This is a genomic window from Leptospira saintgironsiae, from assembly GCF_002811765.1.
Lineage (GTDB): Bacteria > Spirochaetota > Leptospiria > Leptospirales > Leptospiraceae > Leptospira_B > Leptospira_B saintgironsiae.
Window position 1 is genome coordinate 219,147 of record NZ_NPDR01000002.1, and the last position, 23,684, is coordinate 242,830.

The window sequence follows — 23,684 nt, forward strand, 5'->3', positions numbered from 1 at the left end:
GACCGAGTCGGAACAAAAAATATATACTTTTGCCGGTTAGACTTCTTTTGTCTTTCGGACTTTTAGGACTAGGAACTCTTTGGGCCCAGGCGGTAGAACCTCCTAAACAAGAAACAGTTACTCAGGCTGAGACAACTCCTGTGAAACCTGCGGCTGCGGAAGAGAAAACTACTGCTCCTTCTACCCAAACTCCTGCTGCAACCGCGACTAGTTCTGGGGACGCAAAGGACAAAGATAAGGAGAAGGATAAAGCTCCTGCAGTTCCTTACAAAAGCCCTTGGAGAGGTAAGTTAGATGGGGAATTACTTGGAACTTTACTATTAACTCCGGAACACCAAGACGTAGTTAAGAAAAGTCCCAATCTTTGGCTCACTGATAACCTTCGTTTCGGTATACAGATCCGTCCTAGATTCGAAAATTTTAATAATCAAGATTTTGATAAATCCACAAGTGATTCTAAAAACTACGTTACCCAAAATAGCCAGTTCTGGACTCTTTTGGATATTAACGAATCATTCGCGGTGAAATTGACCATCCAAGATACTCGTTTGTATGGGCAATATAAAGACCCAAGTGGAACAGGATATGGTCCAACTTCTTTTACGAATTCTATCGGAACTGCATACGCTCCTGGAAGCCAGGTCCCGGTAAAAAATAATACGGATATCAGAGAAGCTTACTTGATTTGGAAGGACTTTCTTCCTTATACAAAAGTGTATTTAGGTCGTCAGACTTTCTCTTACGGAGATTCCAGAATTATAGGAGCTCGTAATGATAGCCAGATCGGTAACTCTTTCGATGGGGTAAGAGTTGCATTCGATACTAAGACTTGGTCCACACATGCTGGTTATACTGTTCTTGCAGAAGAAAGTAATGGTCCGAACGGATTTGTGACTGCAAACAGCCAGAAAGTTGGTGGAGCAAAAGCTCTTAATGATACTTATCTTGCATTCTTATACAATACATGGAAACCTTCTGAAGAGTTAGTGGTAGATCTTTATGAGATCGGTGTTATCAAAAAGTATAATACTACTACAGCTACTGGCCCTCTTGTAGATCCGAACCAAAGAACAAACGGTAGAGATAATTTGTTCACTACCGGTATTCGTCTCAGCAATAGAACTGCTTCAGGTAGAAGTCTTCCTGCAGGAAAATCTTGGGACTGGGGTTTGGAATACGCAGCTCAAACAGGAAGCACAGGCCAAACAATAGACGCTTCTTGGGATACTCTAAACACTACTATCGGATCCGGAACAAACAAACATGCAGCTTACAAGGAAACAGTTCAGCATGACGCTTCCTTCTTCTTGGCTCAAACTGGTTATAACTATAAAGGTTTCCGTGTGGGAGTTCAATTCGCAAGAGCTTCCGGTGACCCGAATAGAGCTGATGGAAAATCCGGAACCTGGGATCCATTATTTGCTACAAGATCGGGTGGATTCCCTTATTTCGATTCAGGGAATGGTATTGCGAATGCTGCATTCTGGGCGAACGTAAGAACTTCTTCCGTTCATATCCAATACTATGATGATACCTGGGGAAGATTCATTTTCGCAGTTTATGATATTCGCAAGGATAAAGTCCAAGATGCTTGGTATGACGGTAATAGGAACGCAGTTACAGGAAGCACTGGATATGACGCGAATGGAGACTTCCTTGCGAATAAGGCTGTTTCAGGAAGTACTGAAAACTATGCCAACAATCCTTTCCTGAAAAATTGGCAACCTGGACATAGACTTTTGTTGGAATATGATCTGATTTATATCAAGAAGATCAATGATTACTTCTCGGTCTGGGCAGGAGCCACTGTTCTTTACGCGGGAGACGCGATCAAAAACCAAAAACAATTCAATTTCGACCGAAATAGTACCTATTTCTCACTCACTCTTCAGTTCGCCATCTGAAGCAGTAGTCCAGCTTATGCCCGGTCTTTTTTTGAAAAGGATCGGGCTTTTTCTGTCCTTTCTACCTTTCCACTTCGTCCAAACAAGTACGGACCAAATCTAGGGGTGTCACCGATCCGGGAATTCAGGATTGACCATACTTTTAGAAATCGCATCTTGGTTTCGAGGTTATGGAGTCGATAATGAATCTTAGGAGAAAGACAAATCCTGTTTGGGTCTAATCGTCCATCTCATGAAGAAAATTCGGATCCTTCTCTCCTCAACGTTTGGCCAAAGAGCCGGACTTCTAATATTCTTCTTTTCCCTAACTAGCTCCTTGCAAGCCCAGTCCCAGGTCGTTTCTGAATCCTGGATGTCTTCTCTAAACAGATGGTTGGAAACAGGAATTTCCGGTTCAGAGTTCGGATTTCATTCCGCGATCTTTCTGGTTTTGGGAGGATTGTGCGCAAGCCTTCTTCCTTGTGTTTATCCTTTGTATCCAATCACAGTTGGGATCATTAAAGCAAGGGGAGAAACTGCCACGAACAAAATGTTCCACCCCTTGGTGTATTATGCAGGATTAGCGTCCATGTATTTTTGCTTCGGTCTTGTGGCAGGAGTTTCAGGTGGAGCATTTAATACTGTTCTAAGATTCCCAGGAACGAACTTATTCTTAGCCGTAATTATTTTCTTATTGGGACTTGCTTCATTAGGAATTTTGCATCTACCAATTTTCCCTGTGAAAGAATGGAAAGGATGCCAAGGTTGGAAGGGAACCTTCCTGTTAGGAATGGGAGCAGGATTTTTATCTTCTCCATGTGTTGGTCCGATCGTAGTTGCGATCTTGATCCAAGTGACCGCTGGGGTCCAAAGTATTAGTGTTTATTCTTTAGCAGTCTCTGCATTTAAGATGGCACTATTTGGGCTCGGACTTGGATTACCGTTTTTATTTTTAGGAGTATTTGGTCTTTCTCTTCCCCGCGGGGGTAAATGGACTAGATGGATACAGATCGTTTTAGGATTTGTGGTCTTCTATTTTGCTTGGTCTTATTATAATAAGGCAATGCAATTATGGTCTGTTCCTACTGATTTGAGTCTTGGGATCTTGGCCGCTGCTCTTGGCATTTTGGCCGCAGCATATTTTTACCAACCAGTATCCCTTCTCCGCACTGAAAGAATGAAGAAGGCATTACTCCTTACTGGACTGATCTGTTCTAGCGCGATCTTAATCAGACTTGCTGGTTGGGGAGTTGCTCCTGGTGGGATCAAAAAGGATCTTGTAGAAGAGCATGGAAATCTAGAGTGGCATCGAATTTCTGATACTGCATTTGAGACTGCTCGAACAGAAGATCGTTTAGTATTTGCGGATTTTTATGCAGATTGGTGCTCTAATTGTAAGGCTTTTGAAGAGTTAACCATCTCCGATCCGAATTTGAACCAGGCATTAGGTAAAACTATTCTTTTGAAGATTAAGGATGATGATAAGGATTTTCTAATATATGAGAATGATCCTAGATTTCCTGAATTGAAAATTGGACTTCCATTCTTTGTGATCTTCTCCGCAGATGGGAAGGTTCTTTTTAAAACTACAAATTATTTAAATACGGCGGATATGATCCGTACTATCAAAGGTGAGAATATCCACGCCTCAGGTGAATGAGACTGTGAGACGCGGAGTGGTTGAGAGCCACAGAGATATTTTCACACAGAGACGCGGAGCCTCAGAGATTTTTTAAGCTGGGACTGGTTCCTTTTCCCAGAGTTTCCATTTCACTAAGAAATATAAACCAACGAGTATGATCGCGATTGATACATACTGAGATTGAGAAAATCCATGCCAGTAGTATCCATTTAAGAAGGTAGTAGTTTCTCCATTCGCTCCTGGAATATTTGATTGAACAGGAGGATCAAAGAATGGGATCACTGCTTTGTTTACTCTTAAGAACTCGATCGCTAATCTTGCAAGCCCATGTAGGATCAGATACTGAGCACCTAAGCTGAACTTTTTGAAGTTTTGAAATCTCGCCCATTTTTGGAAGTAGATGAAGAATAGAAAAGATACGAATGCTTCCATGACTGGAGTATTCCAAACTGGAACACCACTTGGAACAGCACTCGTTGGCCAATAGGTGAATGTTAAAATCGGAATATGTGAATGAGTTGCAAATCCGTAACAACCATCTCCTGAAACAAAACATCCTAATCTACCGATTGCATAACCCAATGCCATGCTTGGAATTGTAGCGTCCAGGTAAGCTTTTACATCCAATTTGTTTTGGATCATGTATAAGCTGATGAATAAGATCCCGAATAGGAATCCGCCATAAAATACTAATCCACTTCCGGAGAATAAACTGGACCAAAGTCCTGGGCGACCAGGGAAACCATCAAAATGGGTGAGTGGATACAGATATTTTCCGTCAAAACCTGGAGTATCTACGAATACTTGGTCCCAGATCTCAAAGATAAAAAATATCTTAGCGCCTACGAATGTTCCGAAAACTCCTAAGATCAAAAGCCAATCTGCATGAGTTGGTTCTAAATTTCTTCTTTCTAGTTCTTTTGGTAGAAGATAGGAAGCCGCTAAAAAGGCGATGACTACTAAAATGCTGAATGTGGAAATTCCTTCCCAACCGCTGCTGATGTATTTCTGGACGAAAGGTACTAGTCCGGGAATATCTATGACTTTATACATGGTTCCTTCTTTGGATCTTTTTTCCCTTATATTCGTTCCCCGAATCGGGAAAGTTTCGGAGAGATTAAAATTTATTCCATATTCACAAATTCGGCAGGATCCATAGGAGGATCATAACCTATATGGACTTCGTAATGTACGTGAGGTCCTGTAGCCTTTCCTGTGGAGCCTACATTGCCTATATGTTGGCCTCTGGTGACTAATTGTCCTTTTTCTACAAAGACTACGGAGCAATGTCCGTACACTGTATAAAATCCATTCAAATGATTGATACGAATACTTTTTCCGAGTCCACCCGCAGATTGTCCATTATCTTCTATCACACCTGGAGCTGTTGCGTAGATAGGAATTCCTTCGCCGGCAGCAAAGTCTATACCTGAGTGAAACTCTCCCATCTCTACTAGGCCGAATGGATCCACTCTTCCTCCAAAAGTAGAAGTCACAAATCCTACTCCAGGTTTTAAAGGTCTACCTCTTGGCATAGCATACAGAATGGATTCTCTTTCTTCCAGATAATCAAATGCGTTTTGGAAAGCATGTTTGATCTTGTATAATTCAATATTTCTTTCCGCAAAACCTTCAACCGTATCAGAATATAAATCCATGTTAGTTGATGATTCTGGAACATTCTTCTTTAAACTGAATTCAGGTACATAATCGAAGGTGAGAATTCTTTTCCAGGGAACTTCTTCCCAAGCGACTAGGTTTAATTGTTCAGTCTTTTTTTCTAATCCGGAAATTTCTTTCTTAGCATCTTTGAGAAGAGAGTTATAATAAAGAAATAGTCCAACATTATTGTCAGTTTCTCTGATCAACTCTCGATTTGGTACGAAGAAGAAGTTCATATAGACTACGAATGCACTCGCGAGCAGAAAAAGTAGGACCGAAAGCACTCCTAAAAACGCGGCCATAAAAACACTTAGCTCCACATTCAGCACAGCTTCGTGATCGTGAGGTACGAGTAGGAAAGAAATTTTGCGAGAGCCTTTTTCTTTGATTTTTAGCCAGGAAGAACGAAGGCGAAGATACTTAATCTTCAGCCTTTCTGCGGCTCGGGGGCGGTCTTCGAACTTTGCCTCGTTGTTCATAGATTTTTACTTGCAGGTAGGGGTCCGACGGGGATTATAGGACTTAACTATCCCATCATATGAAATTTCTGTCCAATCTCTTCAAGAAAAAAATAGGATCCGTCGACGACATTCTTATTTATCCGGAGGGACGGAGGTTCTATCGGGATTCTCACCCGGTCCGCAAGACCATGATCGACGAGGATGCGGTAAAGATCATCCACCGTCTCCACAAATTTGGATACAAGGCCTATATCGTGGGTGGGGGAGTTCGTGACCTTCTTTTGGGACGTAAGCCAAAAGATTTTGACGTGGTCACCAACGCGACTCCGAATCAAATTAAGAAAATCTTTAATAACTGCCGTATCATCGGTCGCAGATTTAAAATTGTTCATATTCTCTTCAAGGGAAAGGTGATCGAGGTCAGTACTTTTCGTTCTCTTCCAGAACATCGTTTCGAAAAACCTGTAGAAGATCAGGATTATCTGATCAAACGGGACAATAAATTCGGAACCCCGCAAGAAGACGCTGCCAGAAGAGACTTCACCATCAACGCGTTATACTATGATATCCGTAATGATTCCATCGTGGATTATGTGGGTGGATACGAAGATATCCAAAGCAGACAACTCAGAGTGATTGGAAATCCGGATATTTCTTTTAGAGAAGATCCGGTCAGAATGTTGCGTGCAGTAAAGTTTGCGGTTCTACTCGGTCTTAAGATTGATAAGGGAACTTCCAAATCTATTAAGAAGAATGTTCACGAGTTGGAAAAAGCTTCTTCTTCCCGTATGTTGGAAGAATATAATAAAATTTTCCGTACTTGGAGAACTTCCCTTATATTCCAAGGAATGGCTCAAAATTCTCTTTTAGAAGTTCTTCTCAAAGAAGCATTCGAAAGAGAACGTAGAAAAAATCCTGACTTTGGCGAAAAGTTTTTAGAAACCAGAGTTGGAAAACGTTTGGCGATTGCAGATAAACTTCTTTCCGAAAGAGAAGAGCTTACTCCTCAGATCTTTTATGCACTTTTATTTTCCGACCTTGCAGAAGAGTCTTTAACTAAGAAGAGCGGGGGCCATTTAGTTGCTTCCTTAAAACTAGCTTTGGAGCCTATTTTCCAAAGATTAGGAACTCCTAAAAAAGATAAGGAAAGACTGATCAAGGTATTTGCGTCTCAAGAAAGATTTACTCATATCGAAGACGATAAAGCTTCCCAAAATAATTTCTTCCGTAAGAAAGATTTCTTCTACGATGCATTTTACGTTTATAAGATCAATGCGATCGCAGATAATAATGATAAGGCTCTACAGTCTGCATTTTTCTGGGAAATCTCCCTTCGCAAAAGACCTGTGCTACCAAATAGTATCGGTGGCGGCGGAGGCAAGAGAGAAAGCGGGCAACAGGGCCCTCGTCCGAACCGAAACCGTAAAGAAAGAGAAGGTGGCGGTGGCCGATTTAAAGATCGTAACCGAAAGGGTGGTCGTCAAAACGGAGAACAATCTAAGCCACAACCTGAAGCAAGTTCAGAAGATTCAGATTTTAACGAATCCGATTGATATTGATTATTCGAAGGATTGGATCACGAACTGAAGGCTTGTCTTGCCTCTAAAAGTGTTCTCCTCTAAAGAACCCCAAAGATCTAACTCGCCTTTATCTCTTAACGCTTGAGAGAATTCTTCCGCCTTATTCCAGATGATACATTGGATAGATTCGGAAGAAGCTAAAATTTTGAATCTTGCATGTTTACCATCTGACAAAGGACGATAAGAAAGTATTTTTGCTCCTTTTACAGAAAGTAACGGAGCAGGATTTTCCATACCGAAAGGTTCGAATAATCCGAGCTCTGTATATAAATTTTCTCTTAACTCCTGAGGCCTGAGGCTCACTAAACTTTTGGTCTCTTCTTGTAAGCCTGAAACTTTTTCCGATTCTAACCAACTTCCTGCTTCTTGGAAAAGAATTTCTGCCAGTTTTGGGATCTGATCGATTGAAAGAGAAAATCCTCCGGCTTCTTTGTGGCCACCAAATTGGTGAAAAACATTTTCCGCTTTTTTGAGAAGGTTTAAGACATTCTCAGTTCCGTAAGCTCTAACACTTCCTTTTGCATGTCCATGATCTGGAGCTATAAATACCACAGGCCTTTTGTATTGTTCCACAAGTCTTGTGGCTACAATTCCAGAAACTCCAGGTTCGAAATCAGGTTCATAACAGAAAAGGATTGGCCTTTCTGTTCTTTCTCTTTTTCTTTTTAGAAAACCTTCTACCCTGAATAAATTTCTTTTGGTTCTTTCTCTTCTTTCTTCGTTTAATTTGAGAAGGTCCGTTGCAAGTGATTCCGCTTCCTTGTCCGAGTTAGAAAGAAGAAGAGCAAGTGCTGCTTCCGTTTTTTGCATTCTACCTGCAGCATTTAATGCAGGACCAATGCTCCATCCCAAATCTCTGGAGAGTACCTTCTTCTTATCTAGATCTAATTGGGAGAAAAGTTTTTCCAAACCAGGGCGATGTGAAAATTCTCCTGTTTTGATCTTTTGAAGAGTAAAACAACCTTCCTTAACTATGATCCGATTTTCTCCAACAAGAGGCATCATATCTGTGATCGTTCCAATAGAAGCAAGATCCAGATTTTTTAAAACTTGTTCCCAGATAGCTGGGGAAGAAGAAATTTGAGAATAAAAAACTTCTCTTTCAGGATACTGAGTTTTGGATATGGTAGGCCAATCTATAAAATTCCCAGAAAAACGTTTTTCTGCCTCAGCCTTATCTCCCTGGAAAAGTTTGATCCCGTTTTTTATGAGAGAACCACTGAAGAATGTTTCTCCATCAGGGATCCAGACCAAAGAATTATAATTTTCTAATGTAGAATAAAGCCATGCAGTGATCAATTTCCAGGAAATAACAGAAGTGCAAATCTTTTCAGTAGGATAAAGAGAATCTCCTCTTTTAGGAGAAATCAATTTACAGGCAGAAGGTATCCTTTCCGGAATTTCGTGGTGATCCAGGACTATGACCTGCATTCCTTCCCCATTTAATTCTTCTATTTCCGTACTATTGCTTGTTCCGAAGTCAAGAGTCACGAGTAGGTCAGGTTTGACCTCTCTTACATATTTCATCGCTGGTTCACATAGTCCGTAATCTTCTTCACTCGAAGTTTTGACTGTGAGTTTCCCGGGATGAATTCCTTTTAAAAAATTGGCGAGTAAACTTGTAGAACAAACACCATCACTATCTCTATCTCCATAAAGTAAGATGGATTTATTTTCTTTAACTGCAGTTTTAAGAATGCGGATAGATTCATCCATATCCGGTAATAAAAACGGAGAAGGAAGATCTGAGATATTTTGGGTAAGTACCTTAGAAGGATCAGAGGTCCCTCCGGGATTGGAGACCCCTCCGAATTTTGTCCCGAACACATGAGACTGGAGGGGAGTTAGGCCTTGGATGGAAGAATTTGGTAGGTTTTGAAAATCCGGTCCATGTTGGGGCATAATTACATGATGCAATTTCCGCTGAATTTTGCTCCTGATTCTATTTCAAGATCCGGAGTGCGAACGTCTCCGACTAATTTTCCGGTCTTGCGAACGGAAACTTTAGAGGCAGCGCTTATATTTCCTTTTAGGTCTCCCTCGATTTCCAGGGTCCCCGTTTCGATATCGGCCTCGACTCTTCCGGTTTCTCCCACGATCAATGAGCCTGTGGTCTCAATGGTGCCCTTGAACTGGCCCTTGATCTTCAGTGCGTTATTGAAACGTAGTTTGCCTCGGAATTGGATGTCTTCCCCGATAATCGTGTCTATGGATTCTTCGCTCATGAGTCTCCATTCTTGGACCCTAACCAGGCCTTTCAAATGTTTTTCGAAGACATAAATCTGTTTTTTTGCGAAATTAGAATGCGGCGACTAAAATGGTCTCGATCTCGTTTTTAGGAAGTTCCCGAGGAAGAGAATCTAAGAAAGGAAAAGAAGAAGCAAGACTTGCGATCCCAGGCAGATCTATCTTACGAACTTCATATTCAGAAAGTCTTTGTGGGATTTTGAGTTCTATATAAATTTTACGGATACCTTCTACTGCTTTGATGGCCGCCTCGATTACCGAAATATTGGTGATGTCCTCATCGAGTGCTTTTGCAATCATCACGTATTTACCTGCGGAGGAGGTGAGGTTATATTCCATCACGTGTGGAAGAAGAATAGACATTGCCTGGAAAACATCCAGGTTCGTTAGGTTAGAAGCAGCTAAAGAAAGTGCATAACAAAGTCCTAATGAACTGGAAGAATGGGACATTCCCACGAGCAGACTCGCACCAAAGATCGCGTTTTTATACTGCAGGTTCTTAGGATCTCTGATAGCAGGTACCAGGTTTTTGTAAATGATCTCAATCGCTCTTAAGGAAGAAGAGTTTGTAAGTTCATTCGAATATTTAGAAAGAATACTATCTACAGCAGCTGCTAAAATCCCCACTCCAACTTTTGCAACGTCTGCAGAAGTCATAAAACTACTGATCTTAGCGTCAGCGATCACCATCTCAGGAAAAAGTAACTCATTAGAAAAATAACGAACAGTCCTATCATCATCCATATAAACTGTGGCAGTAGGAGAACATTCTAATCCCATGACTGGATGAGTGGGGATCAAAATAAGAGGGATAGGTTTTTTAAGCCTAAGATTTTTTTTCAGTATAAAAACATCTTCTGCAAAAGCATCGTTATTCGCAAGAAGTGCAACTAACTTCGCAGTATTCAAACTTTCGTAAGAACCGTAACCTATGATACAATTTGCATTTGAGATTCTCGCAAAGTAGGCGGCTGTATCCAGTTCTTTTAATGTAGGTTCTTTCTCTATATTATCATAAAGAATAACACCATCTATATGTTTCTCTAAAGAAGTTTTGATGATGGAGAACTCGTCCATATTTTCCAACTCACTTTGAGTGGAAAGAATGACAGCACGATTGCCTACGTTCTTAACGAAGTTTCCCATTTTAAAGCCACAATCGACTTCAAAATGGATTTTGGTGGGAAAACTAAAATTGATCCAGTCGGGGAGTATCGGCATTGTGTGTCGTTCTCCCTTTTAATTGAGAGGAAGTATGTAAAATCCGGAATCCAAGGGAAACAATTCCGGATTTAAATTTGGATTAACGGCCTAAGAAAGATTCTGCGATACGATCAGCAACTGCGTTTAAGATCTCAGGGCTGAGATTATCGTAATCTCCGTTCTTAAGTTTTTCCTTAACTTCTTTCAGCTTTGTAGAGCGTTCAGAATCCACCGGACTTGCTACGATCTTTTGTGCGATCGTTTGCACTTCTGCTTGGATACGAGCTTCCGAAGCTTTTTGTTTAGCAGTGTCGGAAATAGAAATATTATCAAATGATTCTTTAGATTCGGATTTCTGTACAGGAGTCGACTTACGTGGCTCGTAAGATCCTCCGCCAATGCCGCCTATTTTATCGATAGTCATGGGTTTTCCCTCTCACTACAAAGTATCGGCATCTCCGACACGTCCGTTAAGCATTTTTTTAGGATTTGTATAGATTAATACTACAAATTCGCCCTTTTCTGGGAATTTCAGGGATTCGAGGGACTGAACGGGTTCTATTTTCAGGATTTCCTCATGAATTTTGGTCAATTCCCTCCCCATAAGAATAGGAGAATTTGGAAAAATTTCTCTGATCGCGGAGAGTGTATCTTTGATCCTATGAACAGATTCGAAGATAGTAAGGACCCCTTCGAAATTTTCCCATTCTTTAAGTTGGTTTCTTTTTTTGCCCTTCTTCTCAGATAAAAAACCTAAGAATAGAGAAGGTTGTACCTGCCATCCTGAAATAGAAAGCATGGAGGTAAGTGCGCTTGCTCCAGGGATAGGAACGATTAGAATATTCTCTTCTCTCAAAATCCGAACCAATTGAGAACCTGGATCTGAAACTCCAGGAGTTCCTGCATCTGAAACCAATGCCAAAGTTTTTCCGGATTTCAGATCTTCTATGATACCTTTATAAGGTTCAGCGCCTTGGTCTTTATATAATGTTCTGGCTTGAGTAGAAATATCGTAGGTTTGAAGAAGTCTTCTGCTATGAGAAGAATTTTCGCAATAGATTACATCCACTTGTTTGAGGACTTGCACCGCTCTAAAAGTAATATCTTCTAAGTTTCCAATGGGAGTGGCTACAACGTAAGCAGCACCTGGTTGAACAGTAAATTTAGAGTTAGGAGCTTCGCTCATAGATTGCAACCCGGCGGAGATGCTCCCGCAGGGCAAGCGCAACCAGTTGCCGCAACTCCCTTGGTACAAGGGTTACAAGCGGTTCCGACAGGGCAAAGAGATTGAGTAGAAGTAGAACAGCTTGCCACTGTACATGCAGTAGGATTACAACTTGTATTGGTTCCACAATGGTCCGGATAGATGGAACTACATCTTGTTACCGGTGTGGACATATTAGAAGTGATCCCAGTATTCAATAATGCTCTTAATGTGAAAGTGTAAACCTCACATTTTTGGAACATCTGCACTGGAGAGAATGGTTGGTAATTTTCGATCGTGTTTGTTACTACATTAGAAGTAGAAGCTTGGATCGCCAACTGAGGGAAAGAAGGTTGGACCCCATTTTCTAAATACAGATTTGCATTATTGAGAGTTTCTCCCGCAGAAGGGATAGCAAAAGTGATATAAAGATTATAACCTACAAACTGAGGCTCCATGTTGGTAATATAATATTTCAGATCATACTCAGGCCTATGAGTATCTATATTATCGTACTTAGCAGTAATTGAAAAAATTTGAGGAACTCCAACAGGAGTCAGGAATACAAAAGGGGATTGAGTCACTTCTGTATTCGTTCCGCAAGAGGCGAAAAATAAAAAAAGCGAGAATAAAACCGCCTGAACGGCAGGAGTTTTTAGGTTGCCCGCCTTTGGCGCCTGTTGGATTCTAAATTTACAACCCACAAGGATAGAATTCGACCTTGGAGTGGTCTTACAACTAAAAAATATGGGGCTTCCTCATCGTGACTAGAGTTCGGACATTATTAATTTCAGTAGTTTTTATAGTATTCTTCATCTTCTTATTGGTAGTCTCATTTTGGACTGACGATGAGGGTTCTGACTCCAAAAATAAACAAAGTGAAGCAGAGGCACTCGCCAGTATTTTCGGGGGTGGATCCGGATCTACTGCGGGACGTTCTGGTTATGGGAAAACTGGGGCAGATCCTTCTTTATTCGATTCCAATTCAGATTTCTATAAGGCTGGAAAAGCAGAATACCGTGAACCTGAAGTAGGAGAACCTTCTTCCGAAAATAAACCTGGGGCACCTGCAGCAGATTCGAATAACCCAGTAAATCCTCAGACTGGAAAACCTTACACGAATGAAGAGATGGAAAGGTTTGCCCAACTGAAAGAAAAGTTTCCGAATAACTCACTTCTTCCCAGCCGCATGACTCCTGCGGAAAAAGAACAAAGGAAAGTTTTTGAACAAAGAGTATCCGAAGCTACAAGAGCGGTTTTAAGTCGCACTGCATCCAAGGACCAAACAGTAACATATTACGATTATATGGAAAAACAATCCAAGGACAGATTGGAGATCGTAAAATATTTGGTGGATCTGCAAAAAGGATCCGGAGATCCAGAACAAGAAAAGAAGTTAGAAACTATCCAACAAACTATGATCCAACAATTGGATCAAGTACAGAAGGATAAACAAAGAGCTTACGAACAAGCTGGATTGTGAGACACAGAGTTTAAAGAGTCGCAAAGGTTTCTCACACAGAGACGCGAAGTCGCAGAGTATTTAAGTGCGATGTAGGAATTCCTACAAAAAACTCAGCGGACTTTGCGCCTTAGTGCGAGTTAAATTTTCCTGAGATTATTTCATATGCTGATCCAAGAATTCTATCTGGTCGCGAACTAGTTTTTCGAATAAGGGAGAATGATATACGTCGAAATGATCCGCTGGGTAATGTATTGCTTTACCTAACGGAGCTTCATTTGCGCATCGGACTGCAATTTTTGGGTCCATTAAAGTTTCCTTATCGCTCACGCATACAAGCAAAGGACATTTTACTTTTTTTGCATATTTATATGCATCGTAAAATAACATACCGATAGCCGAGCCTGCGGTAATCCTATTATCAAATTTGTATCCGTCTGGCATCACAGATCTCCATCCTTCTAAAGCGCCAGGAACGGTTACGAATGCTCTATCTCCAGGAAGTCCTACGATCGGAACGTATCTTCTTTCCAATTGAAAGAAAGAACGGAAAGTATCTGATAAAATTGGGAAAGTCAGACGAACTAGATTGGTAATCCCTGATTTAAGAGCAGGTGCTCTTCCTTGTAATACAGGGCATTGAATGATTGCTGCCGCTAATTCAGGATGTTTTGCCGACGACGCTACTACATGACTAGAGCCTAATGAGGTTCCCCATAATGCGATCTTTGAGGAGTCCAATTCAGGATGTTCTTTCACAAATCGAATCGCGGAATCTATATCTTCTAAATAACGAGAAATGCTCAGATATTGTCTTGGGCTTCCTCCAGATTCTCCTAAATGCCTGAAATCAAAAGAAAGAACTGCATATCCTGCAGTTGAAAATTCCCTTTCATACTGTTCCAGTTTCATATCATGTGTGGCTCCTCCTCCGTGGACTAAAATGATCACCGGAAAAGGTTTTTTTCCTGCGGGTAGAGTGAGCCAGGAGGTGCAGAAGCTATCTCCCGAATTGAATTTTGTTTTGGTTGTCATATAGATCTCCAATACGTATGGTGTACGTAATAGGATGGAATATATACGTACGATGTACGTATATCAAGCAAAAAAATGCCAAGACCTTCTAAATTTACTAGAGAACAATTGCAGGCAGCAGCCTTAGAAATCGTGGATCAGGAAGGATTAGGGGCATTGTCCATGAGAACCCTGGCTTCTTCTCTTGGAACCGGAGCGATGACGATCTATAATTATGTTTCGGACAGGGCGGAACTAGAGGCACTTCTTATTGAAGCGGTGATGTCTAAGTCTTCATGGGATAGATCTGAGAAGTCGGATTGGAAGGAAGAAGTAAGAGAAATCGCTTTGGCATTTTGGAGAGCAGCTCGTTTGCATCCCAATGTGATACCTTTGATCTTAACTAGAAGAAGTTTTTCTCCTGCATTTTTAGATCCGTCTGAAGCTCTTTTACAGGCTCTCGTAAAAAGCGGCAGATCCGGACAGGATCTCTTAGTAGCATTCCGGACAGTCTCCGGATTTTCCATGGGAATCGCTCAGGCAGAACTTGCAGGGCCATTATCTTCTTCCCAAGGGGAAAGTTCAGAAGAAACGATTCATAGATTCCAGTCCTTGCCTAAGGAACGTTATCCTCGTTTGACTGAGATCGCAAATTCTGCAAAATCCAGCAGCCCGGAAGAGGAGTTTATCTCCGGATTGAATATTATTTTGAAGGGATTGGACTTAAGTTAAAGCCGTGATCTATGTGCGAGAAAAACTTAAAACGAAATCTCACTCAGGATCGGAAAACGGAAACTGGATTTAGGATCCAGACCGTATTCATCCAAATGAAAAGAAGGTGGGAGCCTTTCTCTTTTCCATTGGCTTGCAGAGAATAATTTCAAAAATTTCTTTTTACCTTCTTCCGCCTCTTTTGCGTTGGACCATTCCTGAGACTCTAAAAGATTATCAGGAGATTTTCCTAAATATACAAAATTCCTTTCTAATTTTTGGAGAAGTGGATAAGGCATTAGATCCTTCTCATCCTCTTGTTTTTCAGAAAGTGGTTTTAGTTCAGCGGTTGGTTTAGAATTTAAAATTCCTTCTAGAGCATTTATTTTAGGAAGAATAATATCTTTTCCTTCATGCACATTCTTGAGCCAAGAAAGTACAAATTCTTTGCTTACACCTGTGAGAGGAGCAACAGAACCGGAAGAGTCCCCGTCCATTGTGGTATATCCTACACTTGCCTCACTTCTGTTTCCTGTAGAAAGAAGAAGATGCCCGTTTAAGTTAGCGAGTAACCAGATGAGAGGAGATCTGACTCTAGCTTGTATATTTTGGAGTGCAAGATTATGATCTTTCCAGTTTGGAATAAGACCTTTCACCGAGGAAATTTTTTCCAACATGGATTTTACTTCAGAATCTACTGTGATCTCTGCATGAGTAAAACCTAACTCTTCAGAAAGTTGTTTTGCAGAATTTTTGGTTTGTTCGGAATTGTTTTCAGTTCCTTGGAAAAGTGTGAATAATAGATTTTTAGGATCTAAACCTAAGGAATCCAAATATTTAGGTCCTAATTCTTTCTCCGAGAATAGAATTCCTGCTTTTACAAGAAGAGCACATGCTGCACTATCTGCTCCACCTGAAAGAGATAATGTATAACCTTTTGTTTTGGATTTAATCAGATAATCAAATAAACCAAGAGAAGTAGCTCTCGTAAAATCTTGGAATAGATCTGATTTGGAAACTTGGACTGAATTATTAAAATCCTTTTGGACTTTGAGAGGAAGTATCTCTATTCTTTGCAGACCTTTCCCTCTGGATCTAAATTCCCTTGTACCTGAAGATCTGAAGTTTCTTGCACGATTGGATCTGAGTTCTGTGGAATCCAGATCTAAATGAGTACTTTCAAAATTAGTAAAGTGAAGTTTGGGACCTTCTTGTTTAACGTTTCCGTCTACGATCCCCATACATCCGCCTTCAAAGATCAAACGGCCAGATTCATTCCCATCTAAGTTTGCATAAAGAATTGCTGTAGAAGAATTTCTTGAAGACTCAGAGAACATTTTTTTACGTATATCTTGTTTTCCCAAAGCGAAATGAGAAGCTCCAGGAGAAAGGATGAGATCCGCTCCTGCTTCGACCAGGTATTGACCCGGTCGAACTTGGACCCAGGAGTCTTCGCAGATCTCTATTCCAAAATTAAAATCTGCACTTTCAAAAAGTAGAGAACCAAAAGGAAGTTCTGATCCATCAGGAGTGATCGCGTAATTTCTGGATTCTTCTCCTTTTGTAAACCACCTGTTTTCATAATGCACACCTGTTTGTGCCAGGTTTTGTTTCGGGACGAGTCCTAATATTTTGCCGTTTTGCAAAACTGCGGTTACATTGAATAGATAAGGGCTTTGGAAGAATGGAAGTCCAACAATGACTGTTTTGCCGGATGTAACTTTTGCGATCTCTAAAAGACTTTTCCAGGATTGTTCCCAAACCCAAGGAAAATAGAAAGTGTCCTCACAACCATAACCTGAAATACAGAGTTCTGGAAAAAGTATCAGAGAAGAATTTTCGTTGGCTTGGATTGCGGCCAGGATCTTCTCTCGATTTCCTTTAAAATCCAAAGCGGTGGTTTTTAAACTTACTGCTGTACAACGGTAGACGGACATTTCCCTCCTAGTATCCTCTATTAGGAATGGGAGACAAGGATATTTCAGAGTAGATCCTTTCTGCTGCTCCTCTGCCTGTTTCCACAAATTGGCGATTGGAAAAACGGATGGCCTCTTTTCTTTCGGAGCTTAATTGCAGAATTTCTAAAACTTCTTCTTTTGTGCGGATAATGAATAGCCCACCTCTATGATTTAGTTCGATTGCTTCAGGTGCATGCGTAATCCTTGGGCCGCTTAAAAGTGGAAGCCCAAAATACGCTGGCTCCAGAACATTATGCACTCTATTATGTAGCGCTCCACCTACGTATGCAAAGTCTGCTGCTCTATACGCATGTGCCAAAATCCCAAGCACGTCAAATAAGATCACTCTGGAAGAAAGTGAATCAAACTCAGTTCGAGAATATAAAGTATAATCGGAAGTGAACGATTTGATCTCAGATTCTAACTGAGTAATTCTTGAAGGATCTGTTTTATGGGGGAAGATCCAGAATGCAGTATTTTTGAGAGAAGGTTCTTGCAGAAGTGGAAGAAGTAATTTTTCGCAAGGCTCATAAGTAGAAGCGAGTAGAAACACTTGAGAGAATGGATAATTTTTGGGTCTTTTAAATTCTCTTTGGCTTGTTTCTATTTTTTGGATCACAGAATCAAATCTGGAATCTCCTAGAGTTTTTATGACCTTTTTATCTCCAAGCAATTCTCTGAACTTTTCTTCTCCGGAAGAATGAGAAGTGAGGATTTTATCGAATAAGGAAAACGCTGCTTTATAAAACTTCTTTTGGACAAATCCTTTTGGAGAAGTGATGACTGCGGAGGCAAGTACGGTTTGGATCCTTCTTCTTTTAGCAGCCTGAAGTAAATTAGGCCAACGATCCCAGGCCATACATACTAAAACTTGGGGAGAAAATTTATCTAGTATAAAATCATAACTCCAAGGAAAATCTAAAGGAAGACGAAATTTTAAATCCGCCGGAAATGCTTCGAGGCTAGAATCTCTGACTGAATCAGAGAATACACTTTGGAGAATAAAAGTTTCCGGCTCCTTCTTCTTATATACTAAAGCGAGTGCCTTACATTGGTCCAGTTCTCCAACGGATGATGCGTGCAACCATACTACTTTTTGCGCTTTGGGTGCAAAAGGGTAGGAGAGTATTCTGCGCTTATCTTCCTTTCGGTTCCTAAGAAAATTTTTTGCGCCGGGAATGAGCAGTGAGAAAACGAAAATCCAGGGCCAAAGAAGGATCGTCAAAATCCGATACGTTATTAGCATAGTGGTATGAGATCTCCTCTTTTTGTATTCGACCTAATGGATACCCTGATCCAGGACCCTTTCCATTTGGCCTTAAAAGAACTTTTGCCCAGAGAACATTGGGAAGATTTTAAGAACGGTCGGGAAAAGCAAGCCTTCTTAGATTTCGAAATGGGAAGAATCGAAGAAGAGGATTTTTTCCAGAGATTTTATTTAGATTCTTATAAGGATAAGGGACTTCCTCATCCAAAAGATCTAAAGGAAAAGATGTTTTCCAAGATAACTCCTATAACTGAAACTTTAGAGATCGTAAAAAGTTTAAGGTCCAAAGGTTTTTCTGTGATCCTTGCCAGTAATTATTCGATCTGGTACAAAGAAGTTATGAAATTTCCAGAGATAGGGGAACTTCTTCATTCTTTGGATGCTTTGTATTTTTCTTGTGAGATGGGTGTTAGAAAACCAGCCCAAGAATATTTCCAATGGATAGAGACTGATTTTCCCGGAAAAGAGTATGTGTTTGTAGATGATAACCCAACCAATGTGGAAGTCGCGGGTTATATGAACTGGAATGCTTTTAAGTTTAATCCCAAAAAACCGGGAGAATTGAAGGAGTTCCTTACAGAGCAGTACCCCAATTGTCTTTGACCTCTGCTCCAGGATACGATTCTTCTCTGCTATCAATCAGTATTCCTAAACGATCCATATAAAAATAAAATTCACCTTTGGGTTGGAAAGGATTCGGTTTGATCCGGATAGAAACTAACTCCAAAGGAAATCTAAGAGATTGATTCAGCCGGATATTTTTTGCAGGGACAGCAATTTGGGTCTCTATTCTTTTCCAACCATCAAACTTTAGATCTCCTAATTCCAAAACGATCTCTTTAGATTTTTTCTGGTGAAATACTAACTCCAAGACCACGTTATGATTATTGGAGTAAGCCCAGAAAAACACTCTTGTCGGAATTCCAATTGGAAGTCGGATTGGTTCCTTTGGTCTTATCTCCAAATGTTCATGTTTAGGGTTTTCGAAGAACGTTTGGACCATCATTGATCTGTATTCTTCTTTAGGAGATGCCTTGTATAATTCTCTTTCTTTTAGGAATGCTTGAGAGTCGGGGACCTGAGAAACATAGTCTATCCTATTTAAGAAGGAAACTCCTCTATAAACTTCCCAAGGTCTTTCTCCTTCGAATGAATCTACTAGAAAAAGATTGTAATGCTTCCAATCGATTAGTACTTTTTCTAATTGAAGGACTCTGTTTGCCTCATCTTGGTCTCTTTTAAGCGGAGGTGCCCAGGTAGGTTTAGGAAGTATCCATAAACTTAGGCAAAAACAGAATAGAACGGTCCGGATCACTCTAGATCTTTCGGTAGATTTTGTGGATCTCCTAATAAGAAGCCGGGTTTTTTGCCCAATTCTCGGGTTTTCCCAGCCGATAATTCTAAAAGGTATTTTATGAACCGGGATATTCTCAAAATCCTACTGAGCGGACTTTTAATCCTGCTACTTGGATCTCTTGCATTTTATTTATATGTGGAGAGAGATCGTATTGCCGCTTGGTATAAGGACAAAAATGTCCAAGTTGAGGAGAAGTCCCAACCAGAACGGACCATTCTTACTCCGGAAGAAGTGCCTGACGGAAAAGATCTGTCTTCTCCAAATCAAAACTTTGACTCTGATTTTTCCAAACCTAAGGATTCAGTTACTGAACCTTCATCTCAACCTTTGCCAAAAGACTATGAGGTTCCAGGTTTAGGAAAGGAGAAGAAGGACTCACTCTCCACAAAAACTTCTGAGAAGCCTGAGACAAAAATTACTGAAACTTCTGATCTTCCTAAAAGGGAAGAAATGGATCGCCCTAGAACAAAACAAAGGGATGAAAGTTTAGTAGAATACGATGACGGCCCTAAACTCAAAAAAGAAAAACGTCATTTTAAAAAGTACAAGAAAAGAAGAATGGCTCATTCTTCTGTAAATGCAAAGATCAGCTCTTTGGAAAAAAGAGTAGGGCGTTTAGAAAAAAAATTAGGAATGAAAAACGGATCTCCTAAGAAGAAGAGCAAAGTTTCTTTACGTAAACGTGTGGAAATTCTAGAACAAGAAGTCTCAGGTCTGAAAAAAAAGTCCAAGGCCGATTAGGCGTGGGTGTTTCTGAGAATTATAGATCTATAGTACAAGAACTGGAGTCCTTGAAACCTGAAGGAACTCCAACACTCATCGCAGTTTCCAAATTCCAACCCAAAGAAAAAGTCCAAGAAGCAATTTCAGGCGGAGTGATCCATTTTGGAGAAAATAGGGTCCAAGAAGGGATAGAAAAATTTTCCGACTTGGGAAAACCGGAAAAAGATTTTATACTACATCATATAGGTCCTGTTCAATCTTCTCATATTAGAAAATACTCAGGTCTATATTCATTTGTGCATGGAGTAGGTTCCCAAAAGATCCTGGAAGAATTGAAAAAAAGAATGGATCAGGATCGCTGGAAGATACGTTACTTCCTACAAGTCAATCTAACTCACGAAGATTCAAAATCAGGATTTTCTAAAGAAGATATTATGGAACTTCTACTCAAAAAAGAAACTCTCAGTTCAGAGTTTTGTGTATTAGAAGGTTTTATGACCATGGGCCCAAGCTCAGGAGATCTTGAAGAAACCCGCAAAGTGTTTAGAGAGATCTCTGATATACGAAAAGAATTTTTACCCCAAGGAAAATTATCCATGGGAATGTCAGGCGATTACAAAATTGCATTGGAAGAAGGTAGTGATTATCTTAGGATTGGGACCGCAATATTCGGAGAAAGAACATGAAATATAATAAAATTGGTATCGTAGGCTGCGGGAATATGGGAGGAGCGATCTACCGTTCTCTCCAATCCAGAAAAATAGATGTGATCGGTTTCGATCCTTATCTTGATCCAAAAAAGGCAGAAGGAATGATCTTGGAATCTGATTGGTCCAACTTCCAGAAGAAAGCGGACCTTATTATCTTAGCAGTAAAACCTGCTGAGGTCTCTAAAACGCTTAGATCCTTAGAGGCTCCCAAAGCGATCCTATCTGTTGCTGCCGGAATTGATACGAAGATACTTTCTTCTTCTGCGCCTTCTGGATCTAAGGTGGTCCGTATTATGCCGAATCTTCCTATTCTTGTAGGAAAGGGCGCTTTGGGCTATTATGGAGATAAGGAATTATATGAAAGTTTGAAAGAGATATTCTCACCTATCTCTTATTGTTTAGAACTTTCCAAAGAAGAACTAGTGGATGCTGTAACTGGACTCTCTGGTTCGGGGCCTGCATACGTACTTAGGTTTATACAAAGTTTGGCAGAAGGTGGAGTTGCCTCTGGTTTGACATACTCTCAAGCATTAGAACTCTCCATACAAACTGTGATAGGCGGCGCTGAATTACTTGCAAAAGAATTGGAAAAGAATCCTGATACTCATCCGGAAGTTTTGAAAAACAAAGTAACTTCTCCAGGCGGAACAACCATTGCAGGTTTAGAAGAGTTGGAGAAGAATAAGTTCCCGTTTGCTATTATCTCTGCAGTGAAAAGAGCAACAGAACGTTCTAAAGAGTTAGGAAACTAAATAGAAAGGATTATTATATAAGAGATTTGTTTCTTTTTTATAAGGAAAGAGTAGAAAAGGTAGAAATTAAACGTCTCTTTGTCTACTTTTGGGGATAATGATTTGATGTAAAACGCTCTAGCGCGGACAGGATTCGAACCTGTGACCTTTGGGTTATGAGCCCAACGAGCTACCGGCTGCTCCACCGCGCGGCGTCTAAAACCATGTTTCCGTACCCCAGGCTGAAAGTCAATTGAAAAAGAAAAAGAGTTTGATTTCCCCGAGGAAAGCTTTTTGATGCTACTACCTCTCGCGGATCGACTTCACGGAAAATGTTCAAAGTCCGTAGGCGAAGAAACGGATTAGCGAAATAAATTATCTTTTCAATTTTGTATTGGGAGATTCCACAGTTGATCGGAAAAGACAATGATCCATTGATGATCGAATATTATGAGAAGAAGATCTATGATCAGAAACAACTTCTCGAGATCAGTAAGGCTCTTAATTCCACACTGGATTATAAGTATCTAATTGATGCTATTTTAAATATTTGTTTAGCTCAACTTCAAACTTTGAGCGCGGCTATCTTTTTAGCTCCAGAAGCTGACTCTAATTATTTTGAATTGGAGCCGAGCTTTAAAGGATTCGATCTTGCAGAAGATGATGCAGGGTTTAAGATCAAAACAGATGCACCTTTAGTTACTTTTTTAGAGACCAAACTTAAGGCTATGACTCCTGATCAAGTCGAAGAGTCCATGGGCTTAAGTCCTGAACTGGAATTTTTAAGAAGAATCGGCGGAGACCTCATCATTCCTTTGAATGCAAAAGGAAAAGTGAACGGACTTCTACTCTTGGGTGAAAAGATCACCATGGGAGAGTGGATGGAAGAGGATAGAGACTTCCTCACAACTCTTTCCACTCTTGCAGGAATTGCGGTAGAGAACTCTAGACTGTACGAACTTGCTACCGTAGACATGATGACCGGTTTGAAAGTACATCACTACTTCCAAACTAAACTCAAAGAAGAGATGGAACGTTGTCGTAAAAAGAGAACGAATCTTGCTCTTCTATTCACTGATGTGGACAACTTCAAAAAGTTCAATGATACTCATGGACACCAGGCAGGTGACCAAGTCTTGATAGAAGTTGCAGCAAGGTTGATCCAATGTGCGGGTAAACATGATATTGCTGCCAGATATGGTGGAGAGGAATTCTGTTTAGTTATGCCTGGAGCGGACTTAAAACGTGGTTTCGAAATGGGAGAACGTTTGAGAAAGGCGGTGGAAACTGCTTCTATTCCGAATCCAAACGGAGGCCCTGATTTCCAAGTTACTCTTTCTATAGGAGTTTCCGAGTTTTGGACAAGCGACCGAAACAATAAGGACCTGATAGAAAGGGCGGATAAGGCACTTTACGAAGCAAAACACTCCGGTAAAAACAAGACCATTTCCTTCCAAATCCCGGTCCAGAACTAGTTTTTTCCCATTTTCTCAGGGATTTCGGACTTATCGAATTCTAAAATTCGACCGAAACCTCTATCATGGAAAAACAACTTGAGCTGGACCATTATTATATCAGCCAGATCGAAGAGGCGGAGCTCGGAAAACGTATCCGTAACCGTGCTTTAGGAAGAGAAGAGTTCGATTTTTCTCCTTATTCCTGCTTTATAGAATATAAAGCAAAGGATGTCCAGACTGGAATAGAGTATAGGGATTGCGTAATCGATTACACTCGCTGCCCAAATTCCCGTTGTATCAAAAAACTGCTGTAATTCTAAAGCGAACTCGTAGGAGTTCGCTTTTCCAATTTCCTTCCAAATAAAAAAGAATCGATTTTTTACTGAAATTTGAAATCCTAATCGGGTTTTCA

The 23,684-nt window shown here is 40.5% G+C and carries 23 protein-coding genes and 1 tRNA gene; 11 read left to right on the top strand and 13 right to left on the bottom strand.

From position 1 onward, the window contains the following. Nucleotides 1-47 precede the first annotated feature (47 nt). Nucleotides 48-1,904 carry an alginate export family protein gene (locus tag CH362_RS06010; protein WP_244280492.1) on the top strand — a complete coding sequence of 619 codons (1,857 nt, stop codon included), beginning with the start codon at nucleotides 48-50 and terminating at the stop codon, nucleotides 1,902-1,904. A 232-nt stretch (nucleotides 1,905-2,136) separates the two neighbouring features. Further along, nucleotides 2,137-3,543, top strand: a complete 1,407-nt coding sequence (locus CH362_RS06015) for a cytochrome c biogenesis protein CcdA (protein WP_100709470.1) — start codon at nucleotides 2,137-2,139, stop codon at nucleotides 3,541-3,543. A 72-nt stretch (nucleotides 3,544-3,615) separates the two neighbouring features. Here the strand turns inward: CH362_RS06015 and CH362_RS06020 are convergent, their stop codons facing one another. Continuing rightward, on the bottom strand, nucleotides 3,616-4,578 hold the full coding sequence (locus tag CH362_RS06020) for a prolipoprotein diacylglyceryl transferase (protein ID WP_100709471.1): 963 nt from the start codon (nucleotides 4,576-4,578) through the stop codon (nucleotides 3,616-3,618). 71 nt (nucleotides 4,579-4,649) lie between these two features. After that, on the bottom strand, nucleotides 4,650-5,666 hold the full coding sequence (locus CH362_RS06025; protein ID WP_100709472.1) for a M23 family metallopeptidase: 1,017 nt from the start codon (nucleotides 5,664-5,666) through the stop codon (nucleotides 4,650-4,652). A gap of 59 nt (nucleotides 5,667-5,725) precedes the next feature. Between CH362_RS06025 and pcnB the strand changes: the two genes are divergently transcribed. Beyond that, entirely contained in the window at nucleotides 5,726-7,201 is a 1,476-nt protein-coding gene (gene pcnB / locus CH362_RS06030) for a polynucleotide adenylyltransferase PcnB (protein ID WP_100709473.1), read from the top strand. A 6-nt stretch (nucleotides 7,202-7,207) separates the two neighbouring features. On the opposite strand, the gene recJ is transcribed toward pcnB, so the two are convergent. From recJ to CH362_RS06060, 6 genes are all read right to left on the bottom strand, one after another. Further along, the gene (recJ, locus tag CH362_RS06035; RefSeq protein WP_100709474.1) at nucleotides 7,208-9,130 is read right to left on the bottom strand and encodes a single-stranded-DNA-specific exonuclease RecJ; all 1,923 of its coding nucleotides are present in this window, start codon (nucleotides 9,128-9,130) and stop codon (nucleotides 7,208-7,210) included. Nucleotides 9,131-9,132: 2 nt separating this feature from the next. Beyond that, a complete protein-coding gene (locus tag CH362_RS06040; RefSeq protein ID WP_010515397.1) occupies nucleotides 9,133-9,453 on the bottom strand; it encodes a bactofilin family protein in 321 nt (106 codons plus the stop codon). A 73-nt stretch (nucleotides 9,454-9,526) separates the two neighbouring features. Then, entirely contained in the window at nucleotides 9,527-10,696 is a 1,170-nt protein-coding gene (locus CH362_RS06045; protein WP_100709475.1) for an iron-containing alcohol dehydrogenase, read from the bottom strand. An 82-nt stretch (nucleotides 10,697-10,778) separates the two neighbouring features. Further along, entirely contained in the window at nucleotides 10,779-11,102 is a 324-nt protein-coding gene (locus CH362_RS06050; RefSeq protein WP_100709476.1) for a flagellar biosynthesis anti-sigma factor FlgM, read from the bottom strand. A 15-nt stretch (nucleotides 11,103-11,117) separates the two neighbouring features. Then, complete coding sequence (gene rsmI / locus CH362_RS06055) at nucleotides 11,118-11,864, bottom strand: 16S rRNA (cytidine(1402)-2'-O)-methyltransferase (RefSeq protein WP_100709477.1); 747 nt, start codon at nucleotides 11,862-11,864, stop codon at nucleotides 11,118-11,120. Then, nucleotides 11,861-12,568 (bottom strand): LIC11073 family putative lipoprotein, encoded by a 708-nt coding sequence (locus CH362_RS06060; RefSeq protein WP_425269026.1) that lies wholly within the window; start codon nucleotides 12,566-12,568, stop codon nucleotides 11,861-11,863. Before CH362_RS06060 ends, rsmI begins: the two co-directional genes overlap by 4 nt. A gap of 77 nt (nucleotides 12,569-12,645) precedes the next feature. Here CH362_RS06060 and CH362_RS06065 point away from each other — a divergent pair, with 77 nt between their 5' ends. Beyond that, nucleotides 12,646-13,365, top strand: a complete 720-nt coding sequence (locus tag CH362_RS06065) for an LIC_20245 family lipoprotein (protein ID WP_425269020.1) — start codon at nucleotides 12,646-12,648, stop codon at nucleotides 13,363-13,365. A 135-nt stretch (nucleotides 13,366-13,500) separates the two neighbouring features. On the opposite strand, the gene CH362_RS06070 is transcribed toward CH362_RS06065, so the two are convergent. Then, nucleotides 13,501-14,379 (bottom strand): alpha/beta hydrolase, encoded by an 879-nt coding sequence (locus CH362_RS06070; protein WP_100709478.1) that lies wholly within the window; start codon nucleotides 14,377-14,379, stop codon nucleotides 13,501-13,503. Between the two features lie 75 nt (nucleotides 14,380-14,454). Between CH362_RS06070 and CH362_RS06075 the strand changes: the two genes are divergently transcribed. Next, a complete protein-coding gene (locus CH362_RS06075) occupies nucleotides 14,455-15,090 on the top strand; it encodes a TetR/AcrR family transcriptional regulator (protein ID WP_100709479.1) in 636 nt (211 codons plus the stop codon). 26 nt (nucleotides 15,091-15,116) lie between these two features. On the opposite strand, the gene nadE is transcribed toward CH362_RS06075, so the two are convergent. Both nadE and CH362_RS06085 read right to left on the bottom strand, forming a co-directional pair. Beyond that, nucleotides 15,117-17,006 carry an NAD(+) synthase gene (nadE, locus tag CH362_RS06080; protein ID WP_100709480.1) on the bottom strand — a complete coding sequence of 630 codons (1,890 nt, stop codon included), beginning with the start codon at nucleotides 17,004-17,006 and terminating at the stop codon, nucleotides 15,117-15,119. A gap of 7 nt (nucleotides 17,007-17,013) precedes the next feature. After that, complete coding sequence (locus tag CH362_RS06085) at nucleotides 17,014-18,273, bottom strand: 3-deoxy-D-manno-octulosonic acid transferase (RefSeq protein WP_100709481.1); 1,260 nt, start codon at nucleotides 18,271-18,273, stop codon at nucleotides 17,014-17,016. A gap of 6 nt (nucleotides 18,274-18,279) precedes the next feature. On the opposite strand from CH362_RS06085, the gene CH362_RS06090 reads away from it, so the two are divergent. Further along, nucleotides 18,280-18,897 carry an HAD family hydrolase gene (locus tag CH362_RS06090; protein ID WP_100709482.1) on the top strand — a complete coding sequence of 206 codons (618 nt, stop codon included), beginning with the start codon at nucleotides 18,280-18,282 and terminating at the stop codon, nucleotides 18,895-18,897. Here the strand turns inward: CH362_RS06090 and CH362_RS06095 are convergent. Then, nucleotides 18,869-19,609 (bottom strand): flagellar filament outer layer protein FlaA, encoded by a 741-nt coding sequence (locus CH362_RS06095; RefSeq protein WP_100709483.1) that lies wholly within the window; start codon nucleotides 19,607-19,609, stop codon nucleotides 18,869-18,871. The two genes, CH362_RS06090 and CH362_RS06095, sit on opposite strands and share 29 nt — an antisense overlap. A gap of 99 nt (nucleotides 19,610-19,708) precedes the next feature. Here CH362_RS06095 and CH362_RS06100 point away from each other — a divergent pair, with 99 nt between their 5' ends. The 3 genes from CH362_RS06100 to proC are packed head-to-tail and all read left to right on the top strand — an operon-like array spanning nucleotide 19,709 to nucleotide 21,836. Next, nucleotides 19,709-20,392 carry a hypothetical protein gene (locus CH362_RS06100; protein WP_244280494.1) on the top strand — a complete coding sequence of 228 codons (684 nt, stop codon included), beginning with the start codon at nucleotides 19,709-19,711 and terminating at the stop codon, nucleotides 20,390-20,392. 2 nt (nucleotides 20,393-20,394) lie between these two features. Then, nucleotides 20,395-21,060 (top strand): YggS family pyridoxal phosphate-dependent enzyme, encoded by a 666-nt coding sequence (locus CH362_RS06105; RefSeq protein ID WP_100709485.1) that lies wholly within the window; start codon nucleotides 20,395-20,397, stop codon nucleotides 21,058-21,060. Beyond that, nucleotides 21,057-21,836, top strand: coding sequence for a pyrroline-5-carboxylate reductase (gene proC / locus CH362_RS06110; RefSeq protein WP_100709486.1), 780 nt, complete (start codon nucleotides 21,057-21,059; stop codon nucleotides 21,834-21,836). The genes CH362_RS06105 and proC overlap by 4 nt, the downstream gene beginning before the upstream one ends. 118 nt (nucleotides 21,837-21,954) lie before the next feature. Here proC and CH362_RS06115 read toward each other — a convergent pair. Next, a tRNA-Met gene (locus tag CH362_RS06115) sits at nucleotides 21,955-22,027 on the bottom strand. A 198-nt stretch (nucleotides 22,028-22,225) separates the two neighbouring features. Between CH362_RS06115 and CH362_RS06120 the strand changes: the two genes are divergently transcribed. After that, nucleotides 22,226-23,290 (top strand): sensor domain-containing diguanylate cyclase, encoded by a 1,065-nt coding sequence (locus tag CH362_RS06120; RefSeq protein WP_100709759.1) that lies wholly within the window; start codon nucleotides 22,226-22,228, stop codon nucleotides 23,288-23,290. A 65-nt stretch (nucleotides 23,291-23,355) separates the two neighbouring features. Then, nucleotides 23,356-23,586: a hypothetical protein gene (locus tag CH362_RS06125; protein ID WP_100707036.1), complete on the top strand. Its 231-nt coding sequence runs from the start codon at nucleotides 23,356-23,358 to the stop codon at nucleotides 23,584-23,586. Nucleotides 23,587-23,684 lie beyond the last annotated feature (98 nt).